Source organism: Brevibacterium sp. S111 (assembly GCF_004745075.1).
Lineage (GTDB): Bacteria > Actinomycetota > Actinomycetes > Actinomycetales > Brevibacteriaceae > Brevibacterium.
Window position 1 is genome coordinate 1 of the sequence record NZ_RHFH01000004.1, and the last position, 21,847, is coordinate 21,847.

General features: G+C 64.1%; 21 protein-coding genes and 2 tRNA genes. 9 read left to right on the forward strand and 14 right to left on the reverse strand.

Annotated features, from left to right (window positions below; translation table 11 throughout):
- Positions 1-139 precede the first annotated feature (139 nt).
- Positions 140-700 (forward strand): TipAS antibiotic-recognition domain-containing protein, encoded by a 561-nt coding sequence (locus EB836_RS05680; protein ID WP_240689636.1) that lies wholly within the window; start codon positions 140-142, stop codon positions 698-700.
- A gap of 27 nt (positions 701-727) precedes the next feature.
- On the opposite strand, the gene EB836_RS05685 is transcribed toward EB836_RS05680, so the two are convergent.
- The 3 genes from EB836_RS05685 to EB836_RS05695 all read right to left on the reverse strand — a co-directional run bounded on the left by EB836_RS05685 (position 728) and on the right by EB836_RS05695 (position 2,101).
- A complete protein-coding gene (locus EB836_RS05685; RefSeq protein ID WP_135538435.1) occupies positions 728-1,132 on the reverse strand; it encodes an HIT family protein in 405 nt (134 codons plus the stop codon).
- Between the two features lie 61 nt (positions 1,133-1,193).
- Complete coding sequence (locus EB836_RS05690; protein ID WP_135538437.1) at positions 1,194-1,661, reverse strand: redoxin domain-containing protein; 468 nt, start codon at positions 1,659-1,661, stop codon at positions 1,194-1,196.
- Positions 1,658-2,101: a DUF3052 domain-containing protein gene (locus EB836_RS05695; protein WP_135538439.1), complete on the reverse strand. Its 444-nt coding sequence runs from the start codon at positions 2,099-2,101 to the stop codon at positions 1,658-1,660. Before EB836_RS05695 ends, EB836_RS05690 begins: the two co-directional genes overlap by 4 nt.
- 262 nt (positions 2,102-2,363) lie before the next feature.
- Here EB836_RS05695 and aceE point away from each other — a divergent pair, with 262 nt between their 5' ends.
- From aceE to EB836_RS05725, 6 genes are all read left to right on the forward strand, one after another.
- The gene (gene aceE / locus EB836_RS05700) at positions 2,364-5,126 is read left to right on the forward strand and encodes a pyruvate dehydrogenase (acetyl-transferring), homodimeric type (RefSeq protein ID WP_135538441.1); all 2,763 of its coding nucleotides are present in this window, start codon (positions 2,364-2,366) and stop codon (positions 5,124-5,126) included.
- A 134-nt stretch (positions 5,127-5,260) separates the two neighbouring features.
- Positions 5,261-6,460 (forward strand): helix-turn-helix domain-containing protein, encoded by a 1,200-nt coding sequence (locus EB836_RS05705; RefSeq protein WP_135538443.1) that lies wholly within the window; start codon positions 5,261-5,263, stop codon positions 6,458-6,460.
- A 55-nt stretch (positions 6,461-6,515) separates the two neighbouring features.
- On the forward strand, positions 6,516-7,421 hold the full coding sequence (locus tag EB836_RS05710) for an ACP S-malonyltransferase (protein WP_135538445.1): 906 nt from the start codon (positions 6,516-6,518) through the stop codon (positions 7,419-7,421).
- Between the two features lie 18 nt (positions 7,422-7,439).
- Positions 7,440-8,441, forward strand: coding sequence for a beta-ketoacyl-ACP synthase III (locus EB836_RS05715; protein ID WP_135538447.1), 1,002 nt, complete (start codon positions 7,440-7,442; stop codon positions 8,439-8,441).
- Positions 8,442-8,559: 118 nt separating this feature from the next.
- Positions 8,560-8,811 (forward strand): acyl carrier protein, encoded by a 252-nt coding sequence (locus EB836_RS05720; RefSeq protein ID WP_025776743.1) that lies wholly within the window; start codon positions 8,560-8,562, stop codon positions 8,809-8,811.
- Positions 8,812-8,878: 67 nt separating this feature from the next.
- A complete protein-coding gene (locus EB836_RS05725) occupies positions 8,879-10,123 on the forward strand; it encodes a beta-ketoacyl-[acyl-carrier-protein] synthase family protein (protein WP_135538449.1) in 1,245 nt (414 codons plus the stop codon).
- Positions 10,124-10,541: 418 nt separating this feature from the next.
- On the opposite strand, the gene EB836_RS05730 is transcribed toward EB836_RS05725, so the two are convergent.
- The 6 genes from EB836_RS05730 to EB836_RS05755 form a co-directional block, all read right to left on the reverse strand.
- The gene (locus EB836_RS05730) at positions 10,542-11,033 is read right to left on the reverse strand and encodes a DUF3145 domain-containing protein (protein ID WP_135538822.1); all 492 of its coding nucleotides are present in this window, start codon (positions 11,031-11,033) and stop codon (positions 10,542-10,544) included.
- Between the two features lie 262 nt (positions 11,034-11,295).
- Positions 11,296-11,369, reverse strand: a tRNA-Ile gene (locus EB836_RS05735).
- Between the two features lie 90 nt (positions 11,370-11,459).
- A complete protein-coding gene (locus EB836_RS05740; RefSeq protein WP_240689638.1) occupies positions 11,460-12,731 on the reverse strand; it encodes an EAL domain-containing protein in 1,272 nt (423 codons plus the stop codon).
- A 136-nt stretch (positions 12,732-12,867) separates the two neighbouring features.
- Positions 12,868-14,289 (reverse strand): MFS transporter, encoded by a 1,422-nt coding sequence (locus EB836_RS05745; protein WP_167854377.1) that lies wholly within the window; start codon positions 14,287-14,289, stop codon positions 12,868-12,870.
- A gap of 155 nt (positions 14,290-14,444) precedes the next feature.
- Positions 14,445-15,482: an LLM class flavin-dependent oxidoreductase gene (locus EB836_RS05750; protein ID WP_135538454.1), complete on the reverse strand. Its 1,038-nt coding sequence runs from the start codon at positions 15,480-15,482 to the stop codon at positions 14,445-14,447.
- 86 nt (positions 15,483-15,568) lie between these two features.
- Positions 15,569-15,641, reverse strand: a tRNA-Asn gene (locus tag EB836_RS05755).
- Between the two features lie 234 nt (positions 15,642-15,875).
- On the opposite strand from EB836_RS05755, the gene EB836_RS05760 reads away from it, so the two are divergent.
- Both EB836_RS05760 and EB836_RS05765 read left to right on the forward strand, forming a co-directional pair.
- Entirely contained in the window at positions 15,876-16,787 is a 912-nt protein-coding gene (locus EB836_RS05760) for a DMT family transporter (protein ID WP_240689640.1), read from the forward strand.
- A gap of 42 nt (positions 16,788-16,829) precedes the next feature.
- Positions 16,830-17,999: a glycosyltransferase gene (locus EB836_RS05765; RefSeq protein WP_135538456.1), complete on the forward strand. Its 1,170-nt coding sequence runs from the start codon at positions 16,830-16,832 to the stop codon at positions 17,997-17,999.
- An 11-nt stretch (positions 18,000-18,010) separates the two neighbouring features.
- Here EB836_RS05765 and gluQRS read toward each other — a convergent pair whose 3' ends face one another.
- The 5 genes from gluQRS to EB836_RS05790 all read right to left on the reverse strand — a co-directional run bounded on the left by gluQRS (position 18,011) and on the right by EB836_RS05790 (position 21,832).
- The gene (gene gluQRS, locus EB836_RS05770) at positions 18,011-18,949 is read right to left on the reverse strand and encodes a tRNA glutamyl-Q(34) synthetase GluQRS (RefSeq protein ID WP_135538458.1); all 939 of its coding nucleotides are present in this window, start codon (positions 18,947-18,949) and stop codon (positions 18,011-18,013) included.
- On the reverse strand, positions 18,946-19,266 hold the full coding sequence (locus EB836_RS05775) for a GNAT family N-acetyltransferase (protein WP_135538460.1): 321 nt from the start codon (positions 19,264-19,266) through the stop codon (positions 18,946-18,948). Before EB836_RS05775 ends, gluQRS begins: the two co-directional genes overlap by 4 nt.
- Positions 19,267-19,360: 94 nt before the next feature.
- Positions 19,361-20,203 (reverse strand): amino acid ABC transporter permease, encoded by an 843-nt coding sequence (locus EB836_RS05780; protein WP_135538462.1) that lies wholly within the window; start codon positions 20,201-20,203, stop codon positions 19,361-19,363.
- Positions 20,200-20,862, reverse strand: coding sequence for an amino acid ABC transporter permease (locus EB836_RS05785; protein WP_135538464.1), 663 nt, complete (start codon positions 20,860-20,862; stop codon positions 20,200-20,202). Before EB836_RS05785 ends, EB836_RS05780 begins: the two co-directional genes overlap by 4 nt.
- A 70-nt stretch (positions 20,863-20,932) precedes the next feature.
- On the reverse strand, positions 20,933-21,832 hold the full coding sequence (locus tag EB836_RS05790; protein ID WP_135538466.1) for a glutamate ABC transporter substrate-binding protein: 900 nt from the start codon (positions 21,830-21,832) through the stop codon (positions 20,933-20,935).
- Between the last annotated feature and the right edge of the window lie 15 nt (positions 21,833-21,847).

The following is a 21,847-nucleotide window of genomic DNA, read 5'->3' on the forward strand; positions in this document are numbered from 1 at the left end:
GGCTACTGGGAGTAGCCGCCAGGACGACAGGTGCCGGCCCCGAGCACACGCTCGGGGCCAGTACCACTCCCACCGAGCACCAGTACCAGGTACGTGGACTATCCGTACCAACCGACGCTACGCGCCAACGATCGCCGAGGTGCTCGACCGCACCGAGGACCCGGTCGAGGCGCTGACACGCCATGTGCTCTCGCTCGGACGCGAGCGGGATCGCATCGACCGGCAGATCGCATCCGTCACCGCGACGATCACGCATTTGAAAGCAGGTGAACCGCTCATGGCGGAAGAGATGTTCGATGGCTTCGACCATCGGCAATACGAAGAAGAGGTGACCGAGCGTTGGGGCGCCGACGCGTACCGACGCTCCGATGAATGGTGGTCCCGGAAGAGTCACACGGACAAACAGGTGTGGAAATCGCGGGTCGCCGTGCTCTCCCAGGATTGGATCGCCGCCGCAGAGGCGGGGGCGCGGCCCGAATCGGACCGCTGCCAGGAACTCGCCCGCCGTCATATCGAATGGCTGAAGGCGATTCCGGGCACCCCGGCCCATGATCCCGCAGGGGATCTCGCCGGCTACGTGCGCGGCCTCGGCCGAATGTACGTCGACGACCCACGACTCGGTGCGAACTACGGCGGGACCGCAGGCGCCGAGTTGGTCAGGGACTCACTCGACCGCTGGCTCGAGGCCCATCGGATCTGAGACGGCCCGCGACGGACCTCATCTGGTTCAGGGCAGTTCGGAGAGTGCCTGACGGATCTTCTCTGCAGGCACCTCCAACTGCTCCGGGGTCTGCATCGGAGCTCGATCGGAGATGTCGAAGTCGTCCATCGAGTTCGTCGGCAGAACGTGGATGTGCAGGTGGGGCACTTCATAACCGACGATGAGCAGACCGATGCGCTCGCAGTCGAGGGCCCTCTTCTGCGCTTCACCAAGCCTCTTCGCCACGGTCATGAGATGGTTCATCAGCTCCTGGTCAGCATCGATCCAGTGCGAGATCTCCTCACGCGGGACCACCATGAGATGACCTTCTGTCATCGGAGCAACGTCGAGGAAGGCGACGCACTTCTCGTCCTCATGGACGAAGGTGCCGGGAATCTCGCCATTGATGATCTTCGTGAACAGCGTGGCCATGTGGAGTCCTCCTTGCAGTCCCCGCGGAGCGTGGACCCGCCCGCGGAATGTGGCTCGAATTTCAAAGGCAGGAGACGGCCGCAGCGAAATCCGCGCCGAAGTCGCGGGTCTCGGTGCGAGCGACCTGCCTGCCACTGACGATCGTACCTGTCGGGGCGATCACGAAGACCCCGCGCTCGGCGACGCCGTGGATCGGGTCGAAGACGCCGAAGGCACGGGCCGACTCACCGTGCGGCCAGAAGTCCGACAGCAGCACGATATCGGTGTCGGCGTGCCGGGCCCAGGCGGCCAGGGTGTACTTCGAGTCCACGGACACCACGACCACCTCGACAGCCCGCCCGCGCTCGCGCATCCGCTTCTGCCACACATCGAGTGCGGCGAGTTCGTCACCGCAGATCGGTGAGAACGCAAACGGGACGAAAACGAGCACGACCACGCGAGGTCGGGCCGCCTCGGTGAGGGTGAAGACCGATCCGAACTGATCGGGAAGGGCGAGATCCGGGGCCCGGTCACCGGGCCTGAGGATCATGAGAAGTTCTTTTTGCCTACGAGTCGGAAACCGGCCCAATCATCGGCGGCACTGACCGTCGACGTCACGTGCATCCCGGCGGTCGGAGCCGCCTCGGAGATGTCGGCTGGGCTGATGTGGCCGGGGCGGTTCGCCTTCGGGCTGAGCAGCCACACGACTCCGCCCTCCTTCAACGTGGCCTGGGCGTCGACGAGGCCGTCGATGAGATCATCGTCGTCCGATCGCCACCACATGAGGATCACGTCATAGACATCGTCCTCTTCGCCGTCGGCGATCTTGTCTCCGATGATGCTTTCGATCGCCTCGCAGAGTGCCTGGTCGACATCGTCGTCATAGCCGATCTCTTGCACATAGTCGCCCTTGCTGAAGCCGAGGTTGTGTCCCAGCTCGTTCGCGAGGGTCGAAGTGGAGGATGTCCTTTCAGAAGCGGAGTTGCTCATGCCTGTATTGTTCCGTCAACAGTGGTCAAGGTGCAAATGATGTCCGCGCCCGCGCGCCGCAAGCGCAGTCAAAGGGCATCTAAGCACGCATTTCCGTCAGGGAAATCACAAGTGAACGGCACAGCGAAGTTTGCCTGCCCGTACTAGGCTGACCTGTGTATCGGGTGGACCCTGGGCTCAGACATCCTGCGGACCACACTCCATCTGATGGACATGATCTCTACACCAATGAAGATCGTGGAGCTGAAGAGAGGACCACATCGTGGACAATCGGAATCAGGGCGGCCCCATTCTCAACGGCCTGCCCAGCCAGGTGCCCGACATCGACCCGGAGGAGACCGAGGAATGGCTGGCCTCCCTCGATGGCCTCATCGATGAGACCGGTCGAACACGAGCACGCTACATCATGCTGCGCATGCTCGAGCGCTCACGGCAGAAACAGATCGGTGTCCCCAGCCTCACGGCCACCGACTACGTCAACACCATCGGACCCGAGAACGAGCCATGGTTCCCCGGCGACGAAGAGGTCGAGCGCCGCTACCGCCGTTGGAACCGCTGGAATGCCGCCATGCTCGTGCACCGGGCCCAGCGTCCCGGCGTAGAGGTCGGCGGACACATCTCCACCTACGCCTCGTCCGCGACTCTCTACGAGGTCGGGCTCAATCACTTCTTCCGCGGCAAGGACCATCCCGGCGGCGGTGACCACATCTTCTATCAGGGTCATGCCTCCCCCGGTATGTACGCTCGTGCCTATCTCGAGGGGCGGATGAGCGCCGAACAGCTCGACGGGTTCCGTCAGCAGCAGTCGCACTTCATCGACGGCAAGCCGCAGGGGCTGCCCTCCTACCCGCACCCGCACCAGCTGCCTGACTTCTGGGAGCACCCCACGGTGTCCATGGGTCTGGGGCCGATGAACGCGATCGCGCAGGCTCAGTTCGACAAGTACCTGCACAACCGCGGCGTCAAGGACACGTCCCAGCAGCAGACCTGGGCGTTCCTCGGCGACGGCGAACTCGACGAGCCCGAGAGCCGCGGCATGCTCCATGTCGCCGCTTTCGAAGAGCTCGACAACCTCAACTTCGTCATCAACTGCAACCTGCAGCGGCTCGACGGCCCCGTCCGCGGCAACGGCAAGATCATGCAGGAGCTCGAATCCTACTTCCGCGGTGCCGGCTGGAACGTCATCAAGGTCGTCTGGGGACGCGAGTGGGACGCCCTGTTGGCCAAGGACCGCGACGGTGCGCTCGTCAACCTCATGAATGTCACGCCCGACGGTGACTACCAGACCTACAAAGGCGAGTCCGGCGGGTTCGTCCGCGACAACTTCTTCGGCCGTGATCCGCGCACGAAGGCGATGGTCGAGAATTACAGCGACGAGCAGATCTGGAACCTCAAGCGCGGAGGCCACGACTATCGCAAGGTCTACGCCGCTTACAAGGCAGCCCTCGAACACACCGGTCAGCCGACGGCGATCCTCGTCAAGACCGTCAAGGGCTACTCGCTCGGACCTCACTTCGAGGCCCGCAACGCAACGCACCAGATGAAGAAGATGACCGTCGACGACCTCAAACTCGCTCGCGATCACTTCCAGATCCCGATCTCGGATAAGGAGCTCGAAGAGAATCCGCAGCTCCCGCCGTACTACCACCCGGGTGTCGACGCCCCCGAACTCAAGTACATGCAGGAGCGTCGTGCCGAGCTCGGCGGATACTCCCCCGAACGTCGCAGCACCCACATCGACCTCAAGATGCCTTCCGAAAAGGCCTTCGAGGCCGGGCGTCGCGGTTCGGGCAAGCAGCAGATCGCGACCACGATGGGCTTCGTGCGCGTGCTCAAGGACCTCATGCGGGAGAAGGAGTTCGGTCACCGGATCGTGCCGATCATCCCCGATGAGGCCCGCACCTTCGGCATGGACTCGTTCTTCCCGACGGCGAAGATCTACAACCCACACGGTCAGAACTACATTTCTGTCGACCGGGACCTGTTCCTCGCGTACAAGGAAGCCACTGACGGTCAGCTTCTGCACGTGGGCATCAACGAGGCCGGCGCGACCGCAGCACTGACTGCGGCGGGCACCTCGTACGCCACCCACGGCGAGCCGATGATCCCGTTCTACATCTTCTACTCGATGTTCGGCTTCCAGCGCACCGGCGACTTCTTCTGGGCCGCCGGCGACCAGATGGCCCGCGGATTCGTCCTCGGTGCCACCGCAGGACGCACGACACTCGTAGCCGAGGGCCTGCAGCACGGCGACGGCCACTCGCATCTGCTCGCCTCGACGTACCCCTCGGTCGTGTCCTACGACCCGGCTTACAGCTACGAGATCGCCCATATCGTCAAGGACGGCATCCACCGGATGTACGATCCCGCCGATGAACGCGACCCCGACGTGCTCTACTACATCACCATGTACAACGAGCCGATGGTCCAGCCGGCCGAGCCGGAGGGCCTCGACGTCGAAGGCGTGCTCAAGGGCCTCTACCTGCTCAAGAAGGGTGCCGACAACGGTGGGCCGAAGGTTCAGCTAATGGCCTCCGGTGTCGGTGTCCAGTGGGTCCTCGAGGCTCAGGAGCTGCTGGAGAAGGACTGGGGAGTCTCGGCCGATGTGTGGTCGGTGACTTCGTGGACCGAGCTGCGTCGTGACGGCCTCGACGCCGAGAACGAGCGGCTCAAGCACCCCGACGCCGAATCGCGTGTGCCCTATGTCAGCGAGAAGATGGCTGAGACCGAAGGCCCGGTCATCGCGACCTCGGATTACATGCGAGCCGTGCCCGACCAGATCCGCCAGTACGTGCCCAGCCACTTCACCTCGCTCGGCACCGACGGCTACGCGATCTCGGACACCCGTCCCGCGGCTCGTCGCTACTACCTCGTCGACGGTCCGTCTGTGGTCACCCAGGCGCTCATCTCCCTGGCCGACACCGGGAAGATCTCGGCTGAGAAGGCCGCCGAGGCGGCGAAGAAGTACCAGCTCGACGATGTCCGAGCGGGCAGCTCGGGATCGACCGAGGGAGCAGGAGCCTGATCTCCTGAGATTGCTCACGCGTTGAGCCCCGATATGGCCGGAGTCTCCAAGACTCCGGCCATATTTGTCTCAAATTCCCACTGGTTGTATGTCGCTGACAACGTATTTGTGAGTAATCATCTAAAGTCGTACTCATGATGTCTGATGCCGAGTCCGTGCGCCGTCGCGCCGAAACCGCCCGTCGACTGCGGGCGGGAGTCGGGGTCCTGTCGTCGGTGACGCTGCAGCGGCTTGAGACGCAGCTGCCCTGGTACCGCACGATGTCGTCCTCTGACCGGTCCTGGGTAGGCTTGCTCGCCCAGTCGGGCATCTCCTCATTCGTCGACTGGTACCGCAAACCCGATAAGAACCTGCGCGTGGTCTCCGACCTGTTCAAGACCGCTCCGCGCGACCTCGTCCGCGCCATCAGCCTGCAGCAGACACTGCAGCTGCTCAAGATCGTCGTCGAAGTCGTCGAGGAGCGCGTTCCGGACATCGCCCGTCCTGTCGAGCAGCCGGCCCTGCGCGAAGCCGTGCTCGTCTATTCGCGCGAGGTGGCCTTCGCCGCCGCCGATGTCTACGCCCGCGCCGCCGAAGCCCGCGGCAGCTGGGACGCCCGACTCGAGGCTATGGTCATCGACGCTCTCGTTCGCGGAGACTCCGTCGATGAGCTCGCCAGCCGCACCGCTGCCTTCGGCTGGCAGTCAGACGGCCCAGTGTGCGTCATCGTCGGGCGTGCCCCGCAGCGCTCGGCGAACAAGGGCCTCGACGGAATCCGGCGCAAAGCCAGCAGGTGGGCCGACGACGCCCTCGTCGGCATCCACGACAACCGGCTGCTCATCGTCCTGGGCGGGGTCACCGAAGTCGATGAGGCCGTCGAGGATCTGTCCGACTGCTTCGGTCCCTCCGAAGTCATCGTCGGACCCACGGTCCCGGCGCTGGCCGAGGCGGCCACCTCGGCGAAAGCGGCGATCCGCGCACTCAAGGCCGCCACAGCACGCCCTGACTCCCCGCGGCCGGTCAAGGCCGATGACCTGCTGCCCGAAAGGGCACTGGCCGGAGACCGGATCGCCTTGGGCGAGCTCATCGACCGCTATTACGCACCATTGACGTCGGGCACCGGGCAGCTGCTGAAGACCGTCAGCGCGTATGTCGAATTCGGATCCTCGCTCGAAGCCACGGCCAAGGCGCTGTCAGTGCATCCGAACACCGTCCGCTACCGTCTGCGCAAGATCACCGAAGCCATCGGACTCGACCCGACGACGTCTCGCGATGCGTTCGTCATCCACATCGCATTGGTCTATGGGCGACTGTCAGAAGACGGCGTATTGTCGAACAGCGACAAATCTCATTGAAATCGGTCCGACGTCCATTAGATTGGCATCTGGAACCCAACGAAAAGAGAACTGAGTGCTAGCAATCACCTGCCCGGGCCAGGGGGCCCAGAAGTCCGGCTTCCTCAACTCCTTCCTCGAGCTCGATACCTTCTCCGCACAGATCGACGTGCTCTCGACCGCCTCGGGGATCGACCTGCGCCTGCACGGCACCGAATCCGATGACGAGACGATCAAGGACACGGCGCTGGCACAGCCGCTGCTCGTCGCCTCGGCGATCGCCTGCGCCGCCGAGCTCGGTGTCAGCCCCGACGTCGTGGCCGGACACTCGGTCGGTGAGATCGCGGCCGCACAGCTCGCGGGTGTCTTCTCCCCCGCCGATGCCATGCGGTTCGTGTCGGTGCGTGCCACAGGCATGGCCGCCGCCGCTGCCGCCACGCCCACCGGTATGGCCGCCGTCGTCGGCGGACAGCCCGAAGACGTGTTCGCCGCCATCGAAGCCGCCGGTGCCAGCCCGGCCAATGTCAACGGCGGTGGACAGACCGTCGCCGCCGGTTCCCTCGCTTCGCTGCAGACCTTGTCGGAGAACCCGCCCGAGCGAGCACGCGTCATCGCGCTGCCCGTCGCCGGCGCCTTCCACACCGAGTTCATGGCTGCGGCGACCGAGGACCTCGCCACCACCGCCTCGGCGCTGGAGGTCACCGACCCGCAGGTGCGCATCCTCAGCAATTCTGACGGCAGCGCTGTTGCAGACGGCCGCGAATACGTCGACCGCCTCGTCAAGCAGGTCACGAACCCGGTCCGCTGGGACCTGTGCCAGGAGACCCTGCTCGACTCCGGAGTCACCGGAATGATCGAACTCGTGCCCGGTGGCACCCTCACCGGCATCGCTCGACGCGCCATGAAGGGCGTGGAGACATTCCCCATCAAATCAGCCGCCGACCTCGACGGCGCGCGTGAGTTCGCGGCAGCTCACGCCTGAGAATCGAAGGACAACACAATGCCAACACTGCAGACAGCCGAGCTCGGCACCTTCTCCCGCATCGCCGGGATCGGCGCCTACCGGGCAGAGAACCTCGTCACGAATGACGATATCGCCGGGCCGATCAACTCCTCGGACGAATGGATCCGTCAGCGCACCGGTATCGTCACCCGCCGTCGTGCCAGCAAGGACGTCGGCGTTCTCGACATGTGCGAGGAAGCCGCACTCGAAGCCATCGCCTCGTCCGGTCTCAAACCCGAGGACATCGGCGCGATCATCATCTCCACGGTGACCTTCCCCTACATGACCCCCTCGGCTGCCGCCGCCCTCACCGATCGCCTCGGCACCGGCCCGATCCCCGCATGGGACATCAGCGCCGCGTGCGCGGGCTACTGCTACGGCATCGGCCAGGCCGATTCGCTGGTGCGGTCCGGAGCCATGGACAACATCCTCGTCATCGGTGCTGAGAAGCTCTCGGACATCATCGATCCTGAGGACCGTTCGATCTCCTTCATCCTCGGTGACGGTGCCGGTGCGGTCGTCGTGACCTCGTCCGACGAGCCCGGCATTTCGAAGACCGTGTGGGGCTCGAAGGGCGAGAACTGGTCGACCATTCGGATGACCGAATCGCTCATGGATGTCCGCGACGACCGTGATCTTCCGTTCCCGACCCTGCGCCAGGACGGTCCGACCGTCTTCCGCTGGGCCGTGTGGGACGGCGCCGAGGTGGCCAAGGAAGCCCTCGCCGCTTCCGGTGTCGCAGCCGAGGATCTCGCAGCGTTCATTCCGCACCAGGCGAACATGCGCATCATCGATGAGCTCGCCAAGCAGCTCAAGCTGCCGGACTCGGTCGTCATCGCCCGTGACATCGCCGACAACGGCAACACTTCGGCAGCGTCGATCCCGCTGGCCACCGAACGTCTTCTGCGCGAACAGCCCGAACTCAGCGGCGGGCTCGCCCTGCAGATGGGCTTCGGCGCGGGCCTCGTCTACGGCGCGCAGGTCGTCCGCCTGCCCTGAGACACACCATTCACGGAAAACTCTCCGTGAATGTCCTAAGATATTCGGCGGGACACTCGTCGAAACGTTCCTCAAACGGTCGAAAAACCCTCGGCCGAAATCAGAAAGTAGGAAAGAAATGGCATTCACCGAAGCTGAAGTCCTCGCTGGGCTCGCAGAGATCGTCAACGAAGAGACCGGCCTGGCCGTTGAAGCAGTCGAAGCCGACAAGTCGTTCACCGATGACCTCGACATCGACTCGATCTCGATGATGACCATCGTCGTCAACGCTGAGAAGAAGTTCGGCGTGAAGATCCCCGATGACGACGTCAAGGATCTCGTGACCGTTCAGGACGCTGTCGACTACATCAACAAGGCGCAGGAAGCCTGAACCACAGCAGCCGAACACGGCCCGTCCACCGACGGGCCGTGTCCACACTATCGACGAGGTTTGTACCATGACAGCTAAAGTTGTCGTCACCGGCATCGGTGCGGTAACCCCCCTGGGCGCAGACGCCGAGGCCACGTGGCAAGCCATTCTGGCAGGCACCTCAGGGGTCCACACGATGGACAATGATTGGTCGGAGAAGTACGGCCTCGCCGTGGACTTCGCCGCCCAGGTCGACCCACAGGTCGTTCCCGACAATCTCAAGCGAGTCCAGGCGAAGAGACTCGACCCTTCGAGCCAATTCGCGCTGATCTCCGCCCGTGAGGCGATGGCAGATGCCGGCCTCGAAGAGACCGACCCTGAGCGCACTGCCGTCTCCTGGGCCACCGGAATCGGCGGCGTCTGGACTCTGCTCGATGCCTGGGACACGTTGCAGGAGGAGGGCCCTCGCCGGGTCATGCCGCTGACGGTCCCCATGCTCATGCCGAATGGTCCGGCCGCGGCAATCGGCATGGAGTTCGCAGCTCGTGCAGGCGTGCAGACTCTGGTCTCTGCCTGCGCGTCGTCGACCGAGAGCCTCGGCCACGCTTACGATGTGCTCGCGTCCGGCAGGGCCGATGTCATCATCGCCGGCGGTTCCGAAGCGGCGATCCATCCGATCACCCTGGCCGCGTTCAACTCGATGCAGGCCCTTTCACGTCGCACGGACTCACCCGAAGCAGCTTCGCGCCCCTATGACGTCGACCGTGACGGATTCGTCATGGGAGAGGGCGCGGGTGCGCTCATCCTCGAGACCGAGGAGCATGCGCGGGCGCGTGGAGCGAAGATCTACGCCGAGGTGGCCGGCTGGGGCATCTCGAATGATGCCTACCACATCACCGGCGGCGAACCTGAGGGCAAGCATGCGCTGGCTGCCATGCAGCAGGCTCTTGACGCCGGCGGACTGAGGGCAGCTGACATCAAGCACGTCAATGCCCATGCCACGTCGACTCCGGTCGGTGACATTCCCGAGTCGCTGGCGATCACCGAGCTCCTCGGCGACAATGTCGGCGAGGCTTTGGTTTCGGCTACGAAATCGATGACCGGGCACCTTCTCGGTGGCACCGGAGCCGTGGAGGCGATCCTCACGGTCAAGGCACTGCAGACTCGGAAGGCTCCCCCGACCATCAATATCGACGAAGTCGATCCGAAGGTCGTGGGCATCAACATCGTGCGCGACACTCCCGCAGAGCTGCCCACCGGTGACATCGCGGCAATCACGAACTCGTTCGGCTTCGGCGGTCACAACGCCGTTGTCGCGTTCCGCTCCGCCTGAGTCTCTGCCCAGCTGCAGACGGCGGCTACGGCACATTTCAGGTACGGCCTGTCTGCGGTTCAGTACGCTCTAGGTGCGGCTGTCTGAGCTTCGGCACACTCTAGGTGCGACGATCTGAGTTTTGGCACACTTTAGGGTGGATAGCCCAAGTTTGAAACTGGGCTATCCACCCTTAAGTGTGCCGTTTCCATTGGTGCCCGTCTCCGGCGAGGAATCGACTCATCAACTCGGCAGCAATATCCGCCGATCCCAGGATGGGCGCTGCTGGTTCCCCGCGTGGAGACTGCGTGGCTCACTGCGCCAATGCCGCCTGCGGACACGCGAAATGGGCACACCCGAGGTAGGAAGGTGTGCCCTCAGACGGGTCGAACTCGATCGGAGTCTTTGGGAACTCCGCACGAACGACGTGTGAGTCGGTTCAGCCGACCTTGGTCAGCCACCGCACGGGTGCACCCTCACCGGCGTGACGGAACGCGTCAAGTTCCTCATCCCAGGCTTCGCCCAAAGCGATGGCCATCTCTGAGGAGAACTTCGCGGGGTCGCCTGCTGCGCGTTCCATGACGGAGCGGATGCGATCTTCGGGAACGAGGATGTTCCCGGCAGTATCAGTCACAGCATGGTAGATGCCGAGATCGGGCGTGTGGCTCCACCGGCCACCGTCGACACCCGGTGAGGGTTCTTCGGTGACTTCGTAGCGGAGTGAGTCCCAACCGCGCAGTGCTGAAGCAATACGAGCCCCGGAGCCTGCGGGCGCGCGCCAGCAGACTTCTGCGCGCACAAGCCCAGGTGCTGCCGGCTGGGGTGTCCAGTCGAAGCGTGCTTGTGCGCCGATGGCCCCGCCCGCTGCCCACTCGATGTGAGGGCACAGCGCACGAGGTGCTGAGTGGACGAAGAGTACGCCCTGTGTCATATCCATTTCTGCCTCCTACCTCGGATACGTCTTCCCCTACGATCCGCAAGGAGGCACTGCCCACATGATAGTCCATGTTCGACCTGCAGCCAAGCATCGAAGACGCTGGTGGTGGCGGGTGTCTGTCAGTCTCGAGTGAACGGCGTGACGCTGTGGAGACGATCGCAGAGGAAAGGGGCAGAGTCGGCCGGTCCGAGACCATTCGGATGTTCCCTGACTATGCGCACACCGTAAGTGAGAGCCGAGGCGGGTGGACGGTCGGTGCCCCCGGTCGGACTTGAACCGACGACCAAGGAATTATGAGTTCCCTGCTCTGACCAGCTGAGCTACGGGGGCCAGCCGAGTCAAGATTAGCACCAAGAATGCGCCCAGACCCACTTGTCCGATGCCGCCGCTCCGAGAACTTCGCGGACGTGTCTGTCCGACTCAGACCCCCTGAAACGAGGCCGAGGCGGTCAGTGGGGCAATACGGGTGAGCACGCTCCGAGCTGCGTCCACACAGGTGTAGCGATCTGTGGTGATGTAGACATCGAACACGGTCTGCCCGTCACTGCCGGGGTCATTGCGTTTGGAGGCAGCGACCATGCCCGACCAGTCCGGGCCGACGACAACGACTCCGTGTTCGTTGCGCATGGGATCCGAGGCATCGACGAGTCCGGTGCGCACACCGGGGATGGGTGGTCCGTCGAATCCGCCGGAGAACATCGCGGTCATTCCGACGGTGTCACGGATCTTCTCGTACCGCAGTCTGGTCGCTTCGGAGAAATCCTCGTCCTCCCCGAACACTCCGAGCGTGATCGTCGCCGTCCCGGAAGCCAGGGCACGCTCTTCGAGGGCTGCGATCTGAGCGATGAGGAGCTCTCGATTCATCACCAGCGGCTCCCGGCGCAGCCCCTGCGAGATCGAGTAGGGAGTGCCCAGTGCGGGCAGGTTGCGCGAGTAGTGGGAGACGAGAGCGTCTTCGCTCGGCTCGGAGAACGGCTGCGGCTGTTTCGTGGCCTCACCGAAGTACGGTCCGGACATGAACCGTGCGCCCAAACCCCGCACTCTGTCCAGATCGTCTTCGGTCTCCACACCGTCGGCGAGGATGACTGCTCCTGTGCGCTCGAGGTGGGCGTGAAGCAGCCGGTTGAGTTCAGCAAGGTGCGAGTCGCAGTCGATGCGCAGGACATCCGGGTGGAGTCCGACGACAGAAGGGTTGACCAAGGGAACGAATGAGGCGCTGCGCAGATCGGCCCCGACCGATGACATGCCCACGCCCCAGCCGAGCGACCGAGCCGAACGAACCGAGCGCAGCACCGAGGCGGGAGAGGACACCACGCGATGGGCGTCGAGTTGGAGGATGACGGAACGGTCGGGTTCACCGGTGCGGTCCTCGAGCGTGGCGAACGATTCGGCTTCGGCGTGGAGGAAGAGCCGATTCGACTTCGGCAGTCCGGCGCCTTCGGCCGTCCGCAGAGCCGTATCCCGCAGAGACGCATCGATGTCGCCGGTGATCGTCGATGAGCGCATCGCGCGGCGCAGATTCTCCGACTCCGCACGCCCCAGTTCCGGATCCCCTGTCGGAGCCTGCAGAATCTGATGTCCCACACGATGGAAGGTCAGGGCGTCGACGACGGGCGCGAAGTAGGTTTCGATGCCTCCGGAGCGGACGAGCTCTTCGAGCGCCGAATCGTCCTCGGGTACGGCCAGGGACACTGTGTTTCCTTCCGTGGGCTGTTGTGCGTTCACAGTCTTCCACATTCGCACACAGCGGATTGTCTAAATTCAGTAACATTATTGCGCTGACAGCTGAGGGTATTCGGCGCTCGGCCGAGCCGCGTGCCGGCCTGTCTCAGCGTCGGCGCGAACCGCCTCGGCGAACCTCGACAAGGCCGACGATCCCGGCGAGGATGACGACGACGGCGATGGCTGCGAAAGCGCCGATCATGCCCATGTGCCAGTTGCTGACCGCGGTGATGGAGAACGCGAGCGCGGTCATGATGGCCAGACCCATCGAGGTGCCGATACGCTGCCCTGTCTGCAGCACACCACCGGAGGAACCCGCGTACTTCAGCGGCACCTCGTGCAGGGTCAGTGTCTGGTTCGGACTGATGACCATTCCCTGCGCCGTGCCGATGAACGCAAGGGTGAACAGCATCCACCATTCGCTGCCGATCCCCTGCGAGAGCAGCACGACGACGGCGATCGTCGCGAGGAGGCCGAACAGGCAGGTGACGATCCCCCACACGACGAGGCGGCGCCCGATCTGGAACACGAACCGACCCGACACGTCGGCGGAGACCGCTGACAGGAGTGCCGCGGGCAGCCCGATCATGCCCGCAGCCAGGGCCGAATGCCCCAGCCCCTGCTGCATATAGATCGCCACGAGGACCCAGACGCTGGTCACGCCGAGGAAGTAGAGGGTGATGATGATCGAGCCGTTGCTGAAGCTGGGAATGCGGAAGAGGTCGAGGTCGACCATCGGCGGTCTGCCGAGGCGGGCATAGCGACGTTCCCATTTCGTCCACACCCAGATCGCCGCCAGTCCCACCGGAAGCGCCAGCCAGATGAACCATCCGAGCGAGGATTCGACGAAGGGCAGGAGGATGAGGAGGACTCCGACGCCGAGTAGGAGCACACCGACAGGATCGAGGTCCTTGTCGTCCTTGGCGTCGGCGGCTCCTTCGGCCACGGCGGGGCGCCAGGCACCGCTGGGCAGCCACGCGCGAGCCAGGAGGAGGGAGACGACGGCGAAGGGCACGTTGACGAGGAAGGTCGCCCGCCAGCCGAGGTCGTTGCCGAACAGAGCGATCAGCGCCCCGCCGAGAACAGGACCGATCGCCACTGAGAGGCCCACCGTGGTGCCCATCATTCCGAACGCTCGGCCGCGCGGAGGTCCCTGGAAGTACTGCTGCAGAAGGCCGACGACCTGCGGGTTGAGCAGTCCGGAGCCGAAGCCCATGACGACGCGCGCGATATTGAGCGTCAGCGGATCCGGCGCGATGCCCGAGACGAGGGAGGACAGCCCGAAGAGTCCGACTCCGGCGATGAACAGCTGACCACGACCGAAGACATCCCCCGCCCGACCGGCGGCGACGAGGACGACACCGAACGAGAGGGCATAGCCGGTGAGCACCCATTGCAGCGCCGAGGTCGAGGCGCCGATGTCCGCGGCGATCGAGGGCAGGACGACATTGATGCTCGACACCGACAGCAGCGACATGAAGAGCGGAACGAGGCCGATGAGCAGGATTCGCTTCTGCGTCTGCGACATTCCCGTGCTCTCGCTCACATGGTCTCCTCTTCGCCCGCGTGGGAGAGGATCACTCGTCGACCACGCGGCTCTCTTCGTCTTTCAAGCTATAGACCACATCCTATGGTGCTCCTCCGAAAGTCTCGTCTGGATCCAGCTGATATGGGATTCGAAGTTCAGGAACGGAGCTGAGAGTTCGGCACCCACCCAAGAGCAGGTGCGATGTGTTCGGCGAAGGATTCGAGGATGTGCAGGTTGTAGTCGACCCCCAACTGGCTGGGAATCGTCAGCATCAGGGTATCCGCAGCCGCGATGGCCGCATCGGCTTTGAGTTCGTCGATGAGGCGATCGGGTTCGCCCGCATAGGTCCGGCCGAAGGTCGAGCGGGTGTCGTCGATGATCCCGATCTGATCGCCCTGGCCGGCACTTCGCCGACCGAAGTAGAGGTCGTCGAGGTCGGTGGTGATCGGGAAGATGCTGCGGGACACGGAGACGCGCGGGTTCCATCCGTGTCCCGCTTCCCGCCATGCCTCCCGATACCGGTCGATCTGCTCGGCCTGCAGGTCTCCGAATGAGGCTCCGGTCGCCTCGGTGAGCAGGGTCGAACTCATGAGATTCACCCCCTGGTGTGCCGCCCATTCGGCGGTCGCCGCGGAACCTGCACCCCACCAGATGCGTCGGTCGAGTCCGGGTGAGTGCGGTTCGACCCGCAGGCTGGCCCCGGGTCCGAACTGCTGCGGGTCGGCCGGAGCCAGCCGTTCACCCCGGACCGCCCGGAGGAAGCGGTCGAACTTCTCCCGGGCCATGTTCGCGGCTTTGGGTTCGCTCGGGTCCTCGTAGCCGAAGGATTCCCAACCGCGCAGAGCAGGTTCGGGCGATCCCCTGCTGATGCCCAGCGCCAGCCGCTGGTCGGAGAGCAGGTCGAGGGCGGCGGCCTCCTCGGCGAGGTAGAGCGGATTCTCATACCTCATGTCGATCACTCCGGTCCCGACCTCGAGGTGCTGAGTCCGGGCGGCGATCGCTGACAGCAGCGGCATGGGCGAAGCCGCCTGCGTGGCGAAATGATGGACGCGGAAGTAAGCACCATTGACACCGATCTCGTCGGCGCCGACGCCGATCTCGACCGCCTGCTGCAATGCCGCCTTCGCTCCATACCCCTCGGGAGCACTGCCGGTGCCGTAATGACCGAAACTCAAGAATCCGAAAGACTTCATACATCCGCCAACCTGGTTGATGCTCGAGGTATTCCCCTGCCCGGGCACGACGAAGGCCCCGTCCGAAACGGACGGGGCCCGGTCTGCTCCCCCGGCTGGGCTCGAACCAGCGACCCTTCGATTAACAGTCGAATGCTCTGCCAACTGAGCTACGGAGGAACGTCGCAGTCTCCTGCGGACGTGTGTTCCAGCTTAGCAAACACCGAGGCAGGCGAACAAAACGGCGATGAGTGCTTTAGCTCACAACCCCTGAGGGAAACCCCACCGCCCCGGTCGGTTAGCCGTACAGTCGTGACGAATACAGGCCATGGGCCCCCTCGCAGCGCAGGTGCACGGTAAACTCGAAGCGATCCTCGCACCTTCTCCATCCGCTCCGAACCCGGAAGATTCACCGTGACCACAGTGGCAATCGCCCTCGCCGTGCTGGCGGCCGTGGCCCTCGCCTATGGCGCTCTGTACCAACACGATGCCATCGCCGGTCAGGATGATTCCCACAACGGACTCAGCTGGGCTCATTTCACAGAACTGCTCGGCAACGGGCGCTGGCTGCTCGGTCTGCTCATCCTCGGTTTCGGCACGGCCGGCAATTTCGTGGCCCTGGCGCTTGCCCCGGTGATGGTCGTGCAGCCGATCGGTGCGTTCTCGCTCATCGTGTCCGTGCTCTTGGGCGTCCGTCACCGCGGGCTCAGGGTCAATCGACGGCTCGTCCAGTCCGTCGTCTGGTGCACGATCGGCGTGACGATCTTCGTCGGGCTCTCGGCCACGACAGCACGTTCGGAGGTCCACCTCGGCGCCGATGCCCTGCCGCTGTTCTGGATCACCGCCGTCGTCGTCGGTCTCGGCCTGGTCATCATGCTCGCTTTCCGTCATGCGCCTCAGCTCGTCCTCATCGTCGCCGCCGGACTCCTCTTCTCGTGCGTCGCCACGAACGCTCACCTCGTCAGCGTTCAATTCCTCCAGGCCGGTCTCGCCGAGGTCACCTGGGTGAATGTGGCAGGACTGCTCGCCGCAGTCGCTCTCGGCTCCTGGTTCGTTCAGAACGCGTACGCCGCCGGCCCTCCCGAAATGGTCATCGCCGGGCTCACCGTCATCGATCCGATCGGCGCCGTGATCCTGGGTACCGTGGTCCTCGGTGAGGCTGCCTCGGCTCCGCTGTGGCTGATCGCCGTCATCACGGTCACTGGATTGGTCGCCTGCGCAGGTGTCGTTGTATTGTCGCGGTATCATCCCGATGTCAAAGATCGAGAAGCTCAGCGCAGGGACGCCCGCCGTTCCAACACCATGACCGACACCGAGGAGAGCTGAATCCTGTCTGCGCACCGACCCACTCCAGCCCGCCGCATCCTCATCCCGGCAGAGACGTACGCGCCCGAGGTCAATGGTGCCGCGAAGTTCGCAGAACGTCTGGCCGCCGGACTCGCCGCGCGCGGCAATGATGTGCACGTCGCGTGTCCCTCTGCCACGGGCAAGCCCTCGGTCAGCGTCGAAGACGGAGTCACCGTCCACCGCCTGACCGCCCACCGTTGGCCGCTGCATCCGACCTGGATGATCTGCATGCCGTGGGAGACGAAACCCGAGATCTCCCGGCTGCTCGACAGCCTCCAACCCGATGTCGTCCATACTCAGGCCCATTTCGTCATCGGCCGCTATGCGTTCTCCGAATCGATCCGACGAGGCCTCCCGGTCGTCGCGACGAACCATTTCATGCCCGACAATGTGCGCCCGTACATCAAGGCTCCGAAAGCCGTCCTCGACGGCGGTACCGCGATCGCGTGGTGGGATCTGCGCCGGAAGTTCCAGTCCGCCGACTTCATCACCGTCCCGACGCAGCTGGCTGCAGATCTGCTCACCGAGAACGGGTTCACCTCCCCGATCCGGGCGGTGTCCTGCGGAATCGACCTCGAACGCTTCGCCCATCTGCGCGAACTCGAACCGCAGGCGCCCCGTTCCACTCCCCCACGGGTGCTCTTCGTCGGTCGCCTCTCCTCCGAGAAACATGCCGCAGATATCGTCGAAGCAGTCGCCAAGACCGACCCCGAAATCGGCCTCGAGGCCGACATCGTCGGCGGCGGTGACCAGGAAGAGCCCCTGAAGCAGCTGGCAGCCGAGCACGGGATCGCCGACCGGGTCCATGTCCTCGGCAAGATCAGCGACAAGGCTCTGATGGACGCCTACCAGCGCTGCACCTTCTTCTGCATGCCCTCGACAGCGGAGCTGCAGTCGATCGCCACTCTCGAGGCGCTCGCCTCACGCAAACCCGTGGTGTTGGCCGACGCCGTGGCCCTGCCTCATCTCGTCCGTGACGGGGTCAACGGCTACCTGTTCCCGCCGCACGACATCAACGCACTGGCCGATCGTTTCACCCGCATCTGCCGAATGGGCGACGCCGAACTCGATGCGTTCTCCAAGGCGTCGCTCGATGTCGTGGCCAAACACGATATCGAATACACCTTGGACACGTTCGAGGCGATCTACGACGGCGTCATCTCCGCGGCTGCGAACTCCTCCGCAGCCTGAGACCCACGACTTCAGGAGTCGGCCGGCGGGATGAAGACCGTCGGCGAGGTCGGCATCTCAGCGAAGTCGACGCCGGAGATCATATCGTCGATGTCCTTCCACCGCGGCCCCGTCATCGTCGGCGCCAAGGACTTCTGCATCCAGGCGAACACATCGGCAGCGGTCCAGCCGAGGCTGCGCAGCTGCTGATAGGTGACTGCACCGTCGCGTTTGGCCAGACGCTGACCGTTGTCGTTGAGCACCAGAGGCACATGCACCCAGTTCGGTTCGGTGATCCCGAGGAGTCGTGCGAGGTAGGCCTGCCGAGGTGCCGAGGAGGCGAGATCGTCACCGCGCACCACCTCGTCGACTCCGCTCGCTCCGTCATCGACGACCACGGTGAGGTTGTAGGCGAAGACTCCGTCGCCGCGTCGCAGCACGAGGTCGTCGACCGGGGCTACCACCCGGCCCAGCAGCGCATCATCGATGTGATGTGCACGGTTGTCGGCTCGCAGCCGCAGGGCCGGCTGCCGCCCGTTGTGTGCGAGTCTCTCCCGCTGCTGCCGCCGCTCGTCCTCGCCGAGGCGGCGGCACGTTCCGGGATAGGCCCCTGGTGGGCCGTGCGGTGCGCTCGGTGCTTGAGCGATGTCCTTGCGCGAGCAGTAGCATTCGAACACCAGCCCGGCGGCATCCAACTCCGCGATGGCTGCGGCATAGACATCATGACGCTGTGATTGGATGAGCGGCTCTTCGTCCGGGGTGACGCCGAGTTCGGCGAAGACGTCGAGCTGCGATTGTGCTGAGCCGGCTCTGACCCTGTCAAGGTCCTCGATGCGCCACAGGAAGCGGCGTCCCGTCTGCCTGGCACGGACATAGGCCAACAGCCCTGAGCGGAGGTTTCCGATATGCAGGTCGCCGCTCGGGCTCGGTGCGAAACGGCCTGCACCGGATGCTGGTTCGGGCCCTGTCACTGTGGGGCCGCGAGGTCACCGTACTGCGGGAACCGCTCGAGGTAGTCCTGGACATAGGAGCAGGTCGGCACGATTCGGCCGCCGCCGCTTCTGATCATGTCGAGGACTCGGGTGACCAGGGTCCGGGCGAAGCCGCGGCGGGAGAAGTCCTCGGAGATGATCGTGTGCTGAAGTTCCACGGTGTCCTCGTCGATCCTCTGATAGGCGAGGAAGCCGATGAACTCTGCCGGGGTGTCATCGGTGAAGAGCTCGAACCTTTCACGATCGATGTTCTTGACGACCTTGACCGGTGTGGGGCTGATTTCGGGCTGCGGCATTCTGCGACTCCTTCGTAGCCGACTCTCACTGTGAACGATACAGGGTGCCGGCAGGGCGGCGCCGCGGCCGCCGCCCTGCCGGCGTTGCCTGCTCTCAGTCGACGATCTGCGTAGTCAGTCCCTCCGCCTCGGTGTTCGCTGTGGTCTTGCGCTGCAGGCGGGCCTCGAGCCAGCGAGCGAACCCGGCGACGATCATATTGATGATGATGAACAGGACCGCTCCGACGATGAATGTCGGCAGCAGGTTGTTGTACTCACGGCCGATGAGGTTCACCTGGTAGAGCAGGTCCTGATAGGTGACGATGAAGCCCAGTGCCGAGTCCTTGAGGAGGACGACGATCTGGGCGATGATCGTCGGCATCATCGCGCGCAGGGCCTGCGGCATGAGCACGAGGCTCATCACCTGCCCGGGACGCAGTCCGATGGCCATCGCCGCTTCCCGCTGCCCGGTCGACACCGCGAGGATCCCGGCGCGGATGATCTCGGCCAACACCATGCCGTTGTAGAGGGTGAGGCCGAAGACGACGGACCAGAAGGGTCCGATCTCGTTGCCGAACATGAGGAACATCGCGAAGATCAGCAGCAGCACGGGCACGCCGCGGAAGAACTCGAGGACGATGGTGCCCGGAACTCTGATGACCCTTTTGCTTGAGAGCCGCAGCAGGGCGAACACGACGCCGACGACCATCGCCAGTGCCGAGGCGACGACGGCGACCTTGAGAGTCGCGAGCATGCCTTGGAGCAGCACCGTCTGGATCTGTGCGAAGGTGAACGGATACCACTTCTCGGGCTTGAGCTGGCCCGCGTCAGCGAACTTCCAGATGACGAACGCCACGAGCGCCAACAGGACGATCGCGGAGATGCCGGAGAGGATGATGTTGTTGCGTCGGGACTTCGGGCCCGGCTCGTCGAACAGCACTTGGGTGGGGGCGCTCATCGCAGGATCACCAGCTTCCTCTCCAGGTAGTCGAAGACACGGCCGAGCAGCAGAGCCAGGATCAGATAGGCCACCGCGGTGCCGAAGAGCAGCGGAATGACGAGGTCACCGCGGACTTCGATGGCATTGCGCATCGCCGAGATCAGCTCCCGGTTGTTGAACGCCGAGGCGATCGACGTGTTCTTGAGCATCGCGATGATGACGCTGCCCAAGGGCGGGATGACCGTGCGGAACGCCTGCGGCAGAACCACTTCGTTCAACGTCTGACCGAAGCTCAGGCCCACGGCTCGGGCGGCTTCGGCCTGCCCGACGGGGATCGTGGCGATACCTGATTTCAGGGTCTCTGCGACGAAGCAGGCGGTGTAGGCGATGAGAGCGATCGTGGCGTAGACGAAGGAGTTGAACGAACTCGTCGAACCGAACCGGATGTCGAGGAACGGCAGTCCGAACGCGCAGAAGAACATCACCAGGGTCAGCGGAGTGTTCCGGACGACGTTGATGTACGTCGATGCGGCGATCCGGAGCACCGGGGTCGGTGAGACCCGCATGGCCGCCAGCACTGTGCCCAGGACCAGAGAACCGACCAGGGCGACGGTGAAGAGTTTGATCGTTCCCCACGTACCGGAGAGGAACATCTGGAGCAGCTCCAGGAAATCCATAGCAGATTCCTTAATCGATGCGAGGACACCGGCTTCGGTGCCCTCGCATCATGTCAATCTGTGGACTGGGTCAGTAACGGTCGATCTCGGGCATATCGACCCCATCGGTGGAACCGAGGGTGTATTCGAATGCCTTCTTCCAATCGCCGTCGTCCATGCCCTTCTCCAGAGCATCGTTGACCGCGTCCCGCAGCGCCTTGTCGTCCTTGGGCAGACCGACGCCGTAGGGCTCCTCGGTGAAGGGCTTGCCGATGACCTTGAACTCACCTTCGAACTGCTGGGCGTAGCCGCGCAGAATCGCGTCGTCGGTGGTCACCGCGTCAACGGATCCCGACTGGAGATCGGTGACACACTTCGAGTAGGCATCGTAGGTGACGAGTTCGGCCTTCTTGTACTTCTCCTTGATGTTCTGCGCAGGCGTCGAACCGTCGACGGAGCAGACCTTCTTGCCGTCGAGGTCCTCGGGTCCGGCGATGTCGGAATCAGCGGCGACGAGCAGGTCCTGGCCCGCCACATAGTAGGGTCCGGCGAAGTCGACGACCTTCTTGCGTTCGTCATTGATCGTGTAGGTCGCGACGATCATGTCGACATTGCCCTGCTGCAGGAACGGCTCACGGTTGGCCGAGACGGTCTCCCTGTATTTGATCTCGTCGGGTGAGAAGCCGAGCTGTGCGGCGACCATCTTCGCGATCTCGATGTCGAAGCCCTCGGGCTCCTTCGAACCGGCCGAGACGTTGCCGAGGCCCGGCTGGTCGTACTTGACGCCGATGGTGATCTCGCCGGAGTCCTTCGCCGCCTTCCACGTCTTCGAATCCGCAACATCCGCGCTGTCGTTGACTTCGTATTCCGGTGCTTCGGCCTTGGCACCATCGCCGTCGGCCGGAGCATCCGGTGTTCCGCCCTGGCCGCAGCCGCTGAGCGCCAACATTCCGACGGCCACCGAGGCGACCGCCAATCTGAGCTTCTTCATTGTCTCTCCTTGTCA

Bases quoted from the DNA above. Each gene is read 5' to 3' on its own strand.
- EB836_RS05705 (WP_135538443.1), top strand. From the start codon at position 5,261: ATGATGTCTGATGCCGAGTCCGTGCGCCGTCGCGCCGAAACCGCCCGT.
- EB836_RS05690 (WP_135538437.1), bottom strand. From the start codon at position 1,661: ATGATCCTCAGGCCCGGTGACCGGGCCCCGGATCTCGCCCTTCCCGAT.
- EB836_RS05780 (WP_135538462.1), bottom strand. From the start codon at position 20,203: ATGAGCGCCCCCACCCAAGTGCTGTTCGACGAGCCGGGCCCGAAGTCC.
- EB836_RS05775 (WP_135538460.1), bottom strand. From the start codon at position 19,266: ATGCCGCAGCCCGAAATCAGCCCCACACCGGTCAAGGTCGTCAAGAAC.
- EB836_RS05745 (WP_167854377.1), bottom strand. From the start codon at position 14,289: ATGTCGCAGACGCAGAAGCGAATCCTGCTCATCGGCCTCGTTCCGCTC.
- EB836_RS05750 (WP_135538454.1), bottom strand. From the start codon at position 15,482: ATGAAGTCTTTCGGATTCTTGAGTTTCGGTCATTACGGCACCGGCAGT.
- EB836_RS05730 (WP_135538822.1), bottom strand. From the start codon at position 11,033: ATGACACAGGGCGTACTCTTCGTCCACTCAGCACCTCGTGCGCTGTGC.
- EB836_RS05790 (WP_135538466.1), bottom strand. From the start codon at position 21,832: ATGAAGAAGCTCAGATTGGCGGTCGCCTCGGTGGCCGTCGGAATGTTG.
- EB836_RS05725 (WP_135538449.1), top strand. From the start codon at position 8,879: ATGACAGCTAAAGTTGTCGTCACCGGCATCGGTGCGGTAACCCCCCTG.
- EB836_RS05720 (WP_025776743.1), top strand. From the start codon at position 8,560: ATGGCATTCACCGAAGCTGAAGTCCTCGCTGGGCTCGCAGAGATCGTC.
- EB836_RS05785 (WP_135538464.1), bottom strand. From the start codon at position 20,862: ATGGATTTCCTGGAGCTGCTCCAGATGTTCCTCTCCGGTACGTGGGGA.
- EB836_RS05685 (WP_135538435.1), bottom strand. From the start codon at position 1,132: ATGGCCACGCTGTTCACGAAGATCATCAATGGCGAGATTCCCGGCACC.
- EB836_RS05695 (WP_135538439.1), bottom strand. From the start codon at position 2,101: ATGAGCAACTCCGCTTCTGAAAGGACATCCTCCACTTCGACCCTCGCG.
- EB836_RS05715 (WP_135538447.1), top strand. From the start codon at position 7,440: ATGCCAACACTGCAGACAGCCGAGCTCGGCACCTTCTCCCGCATCGCC.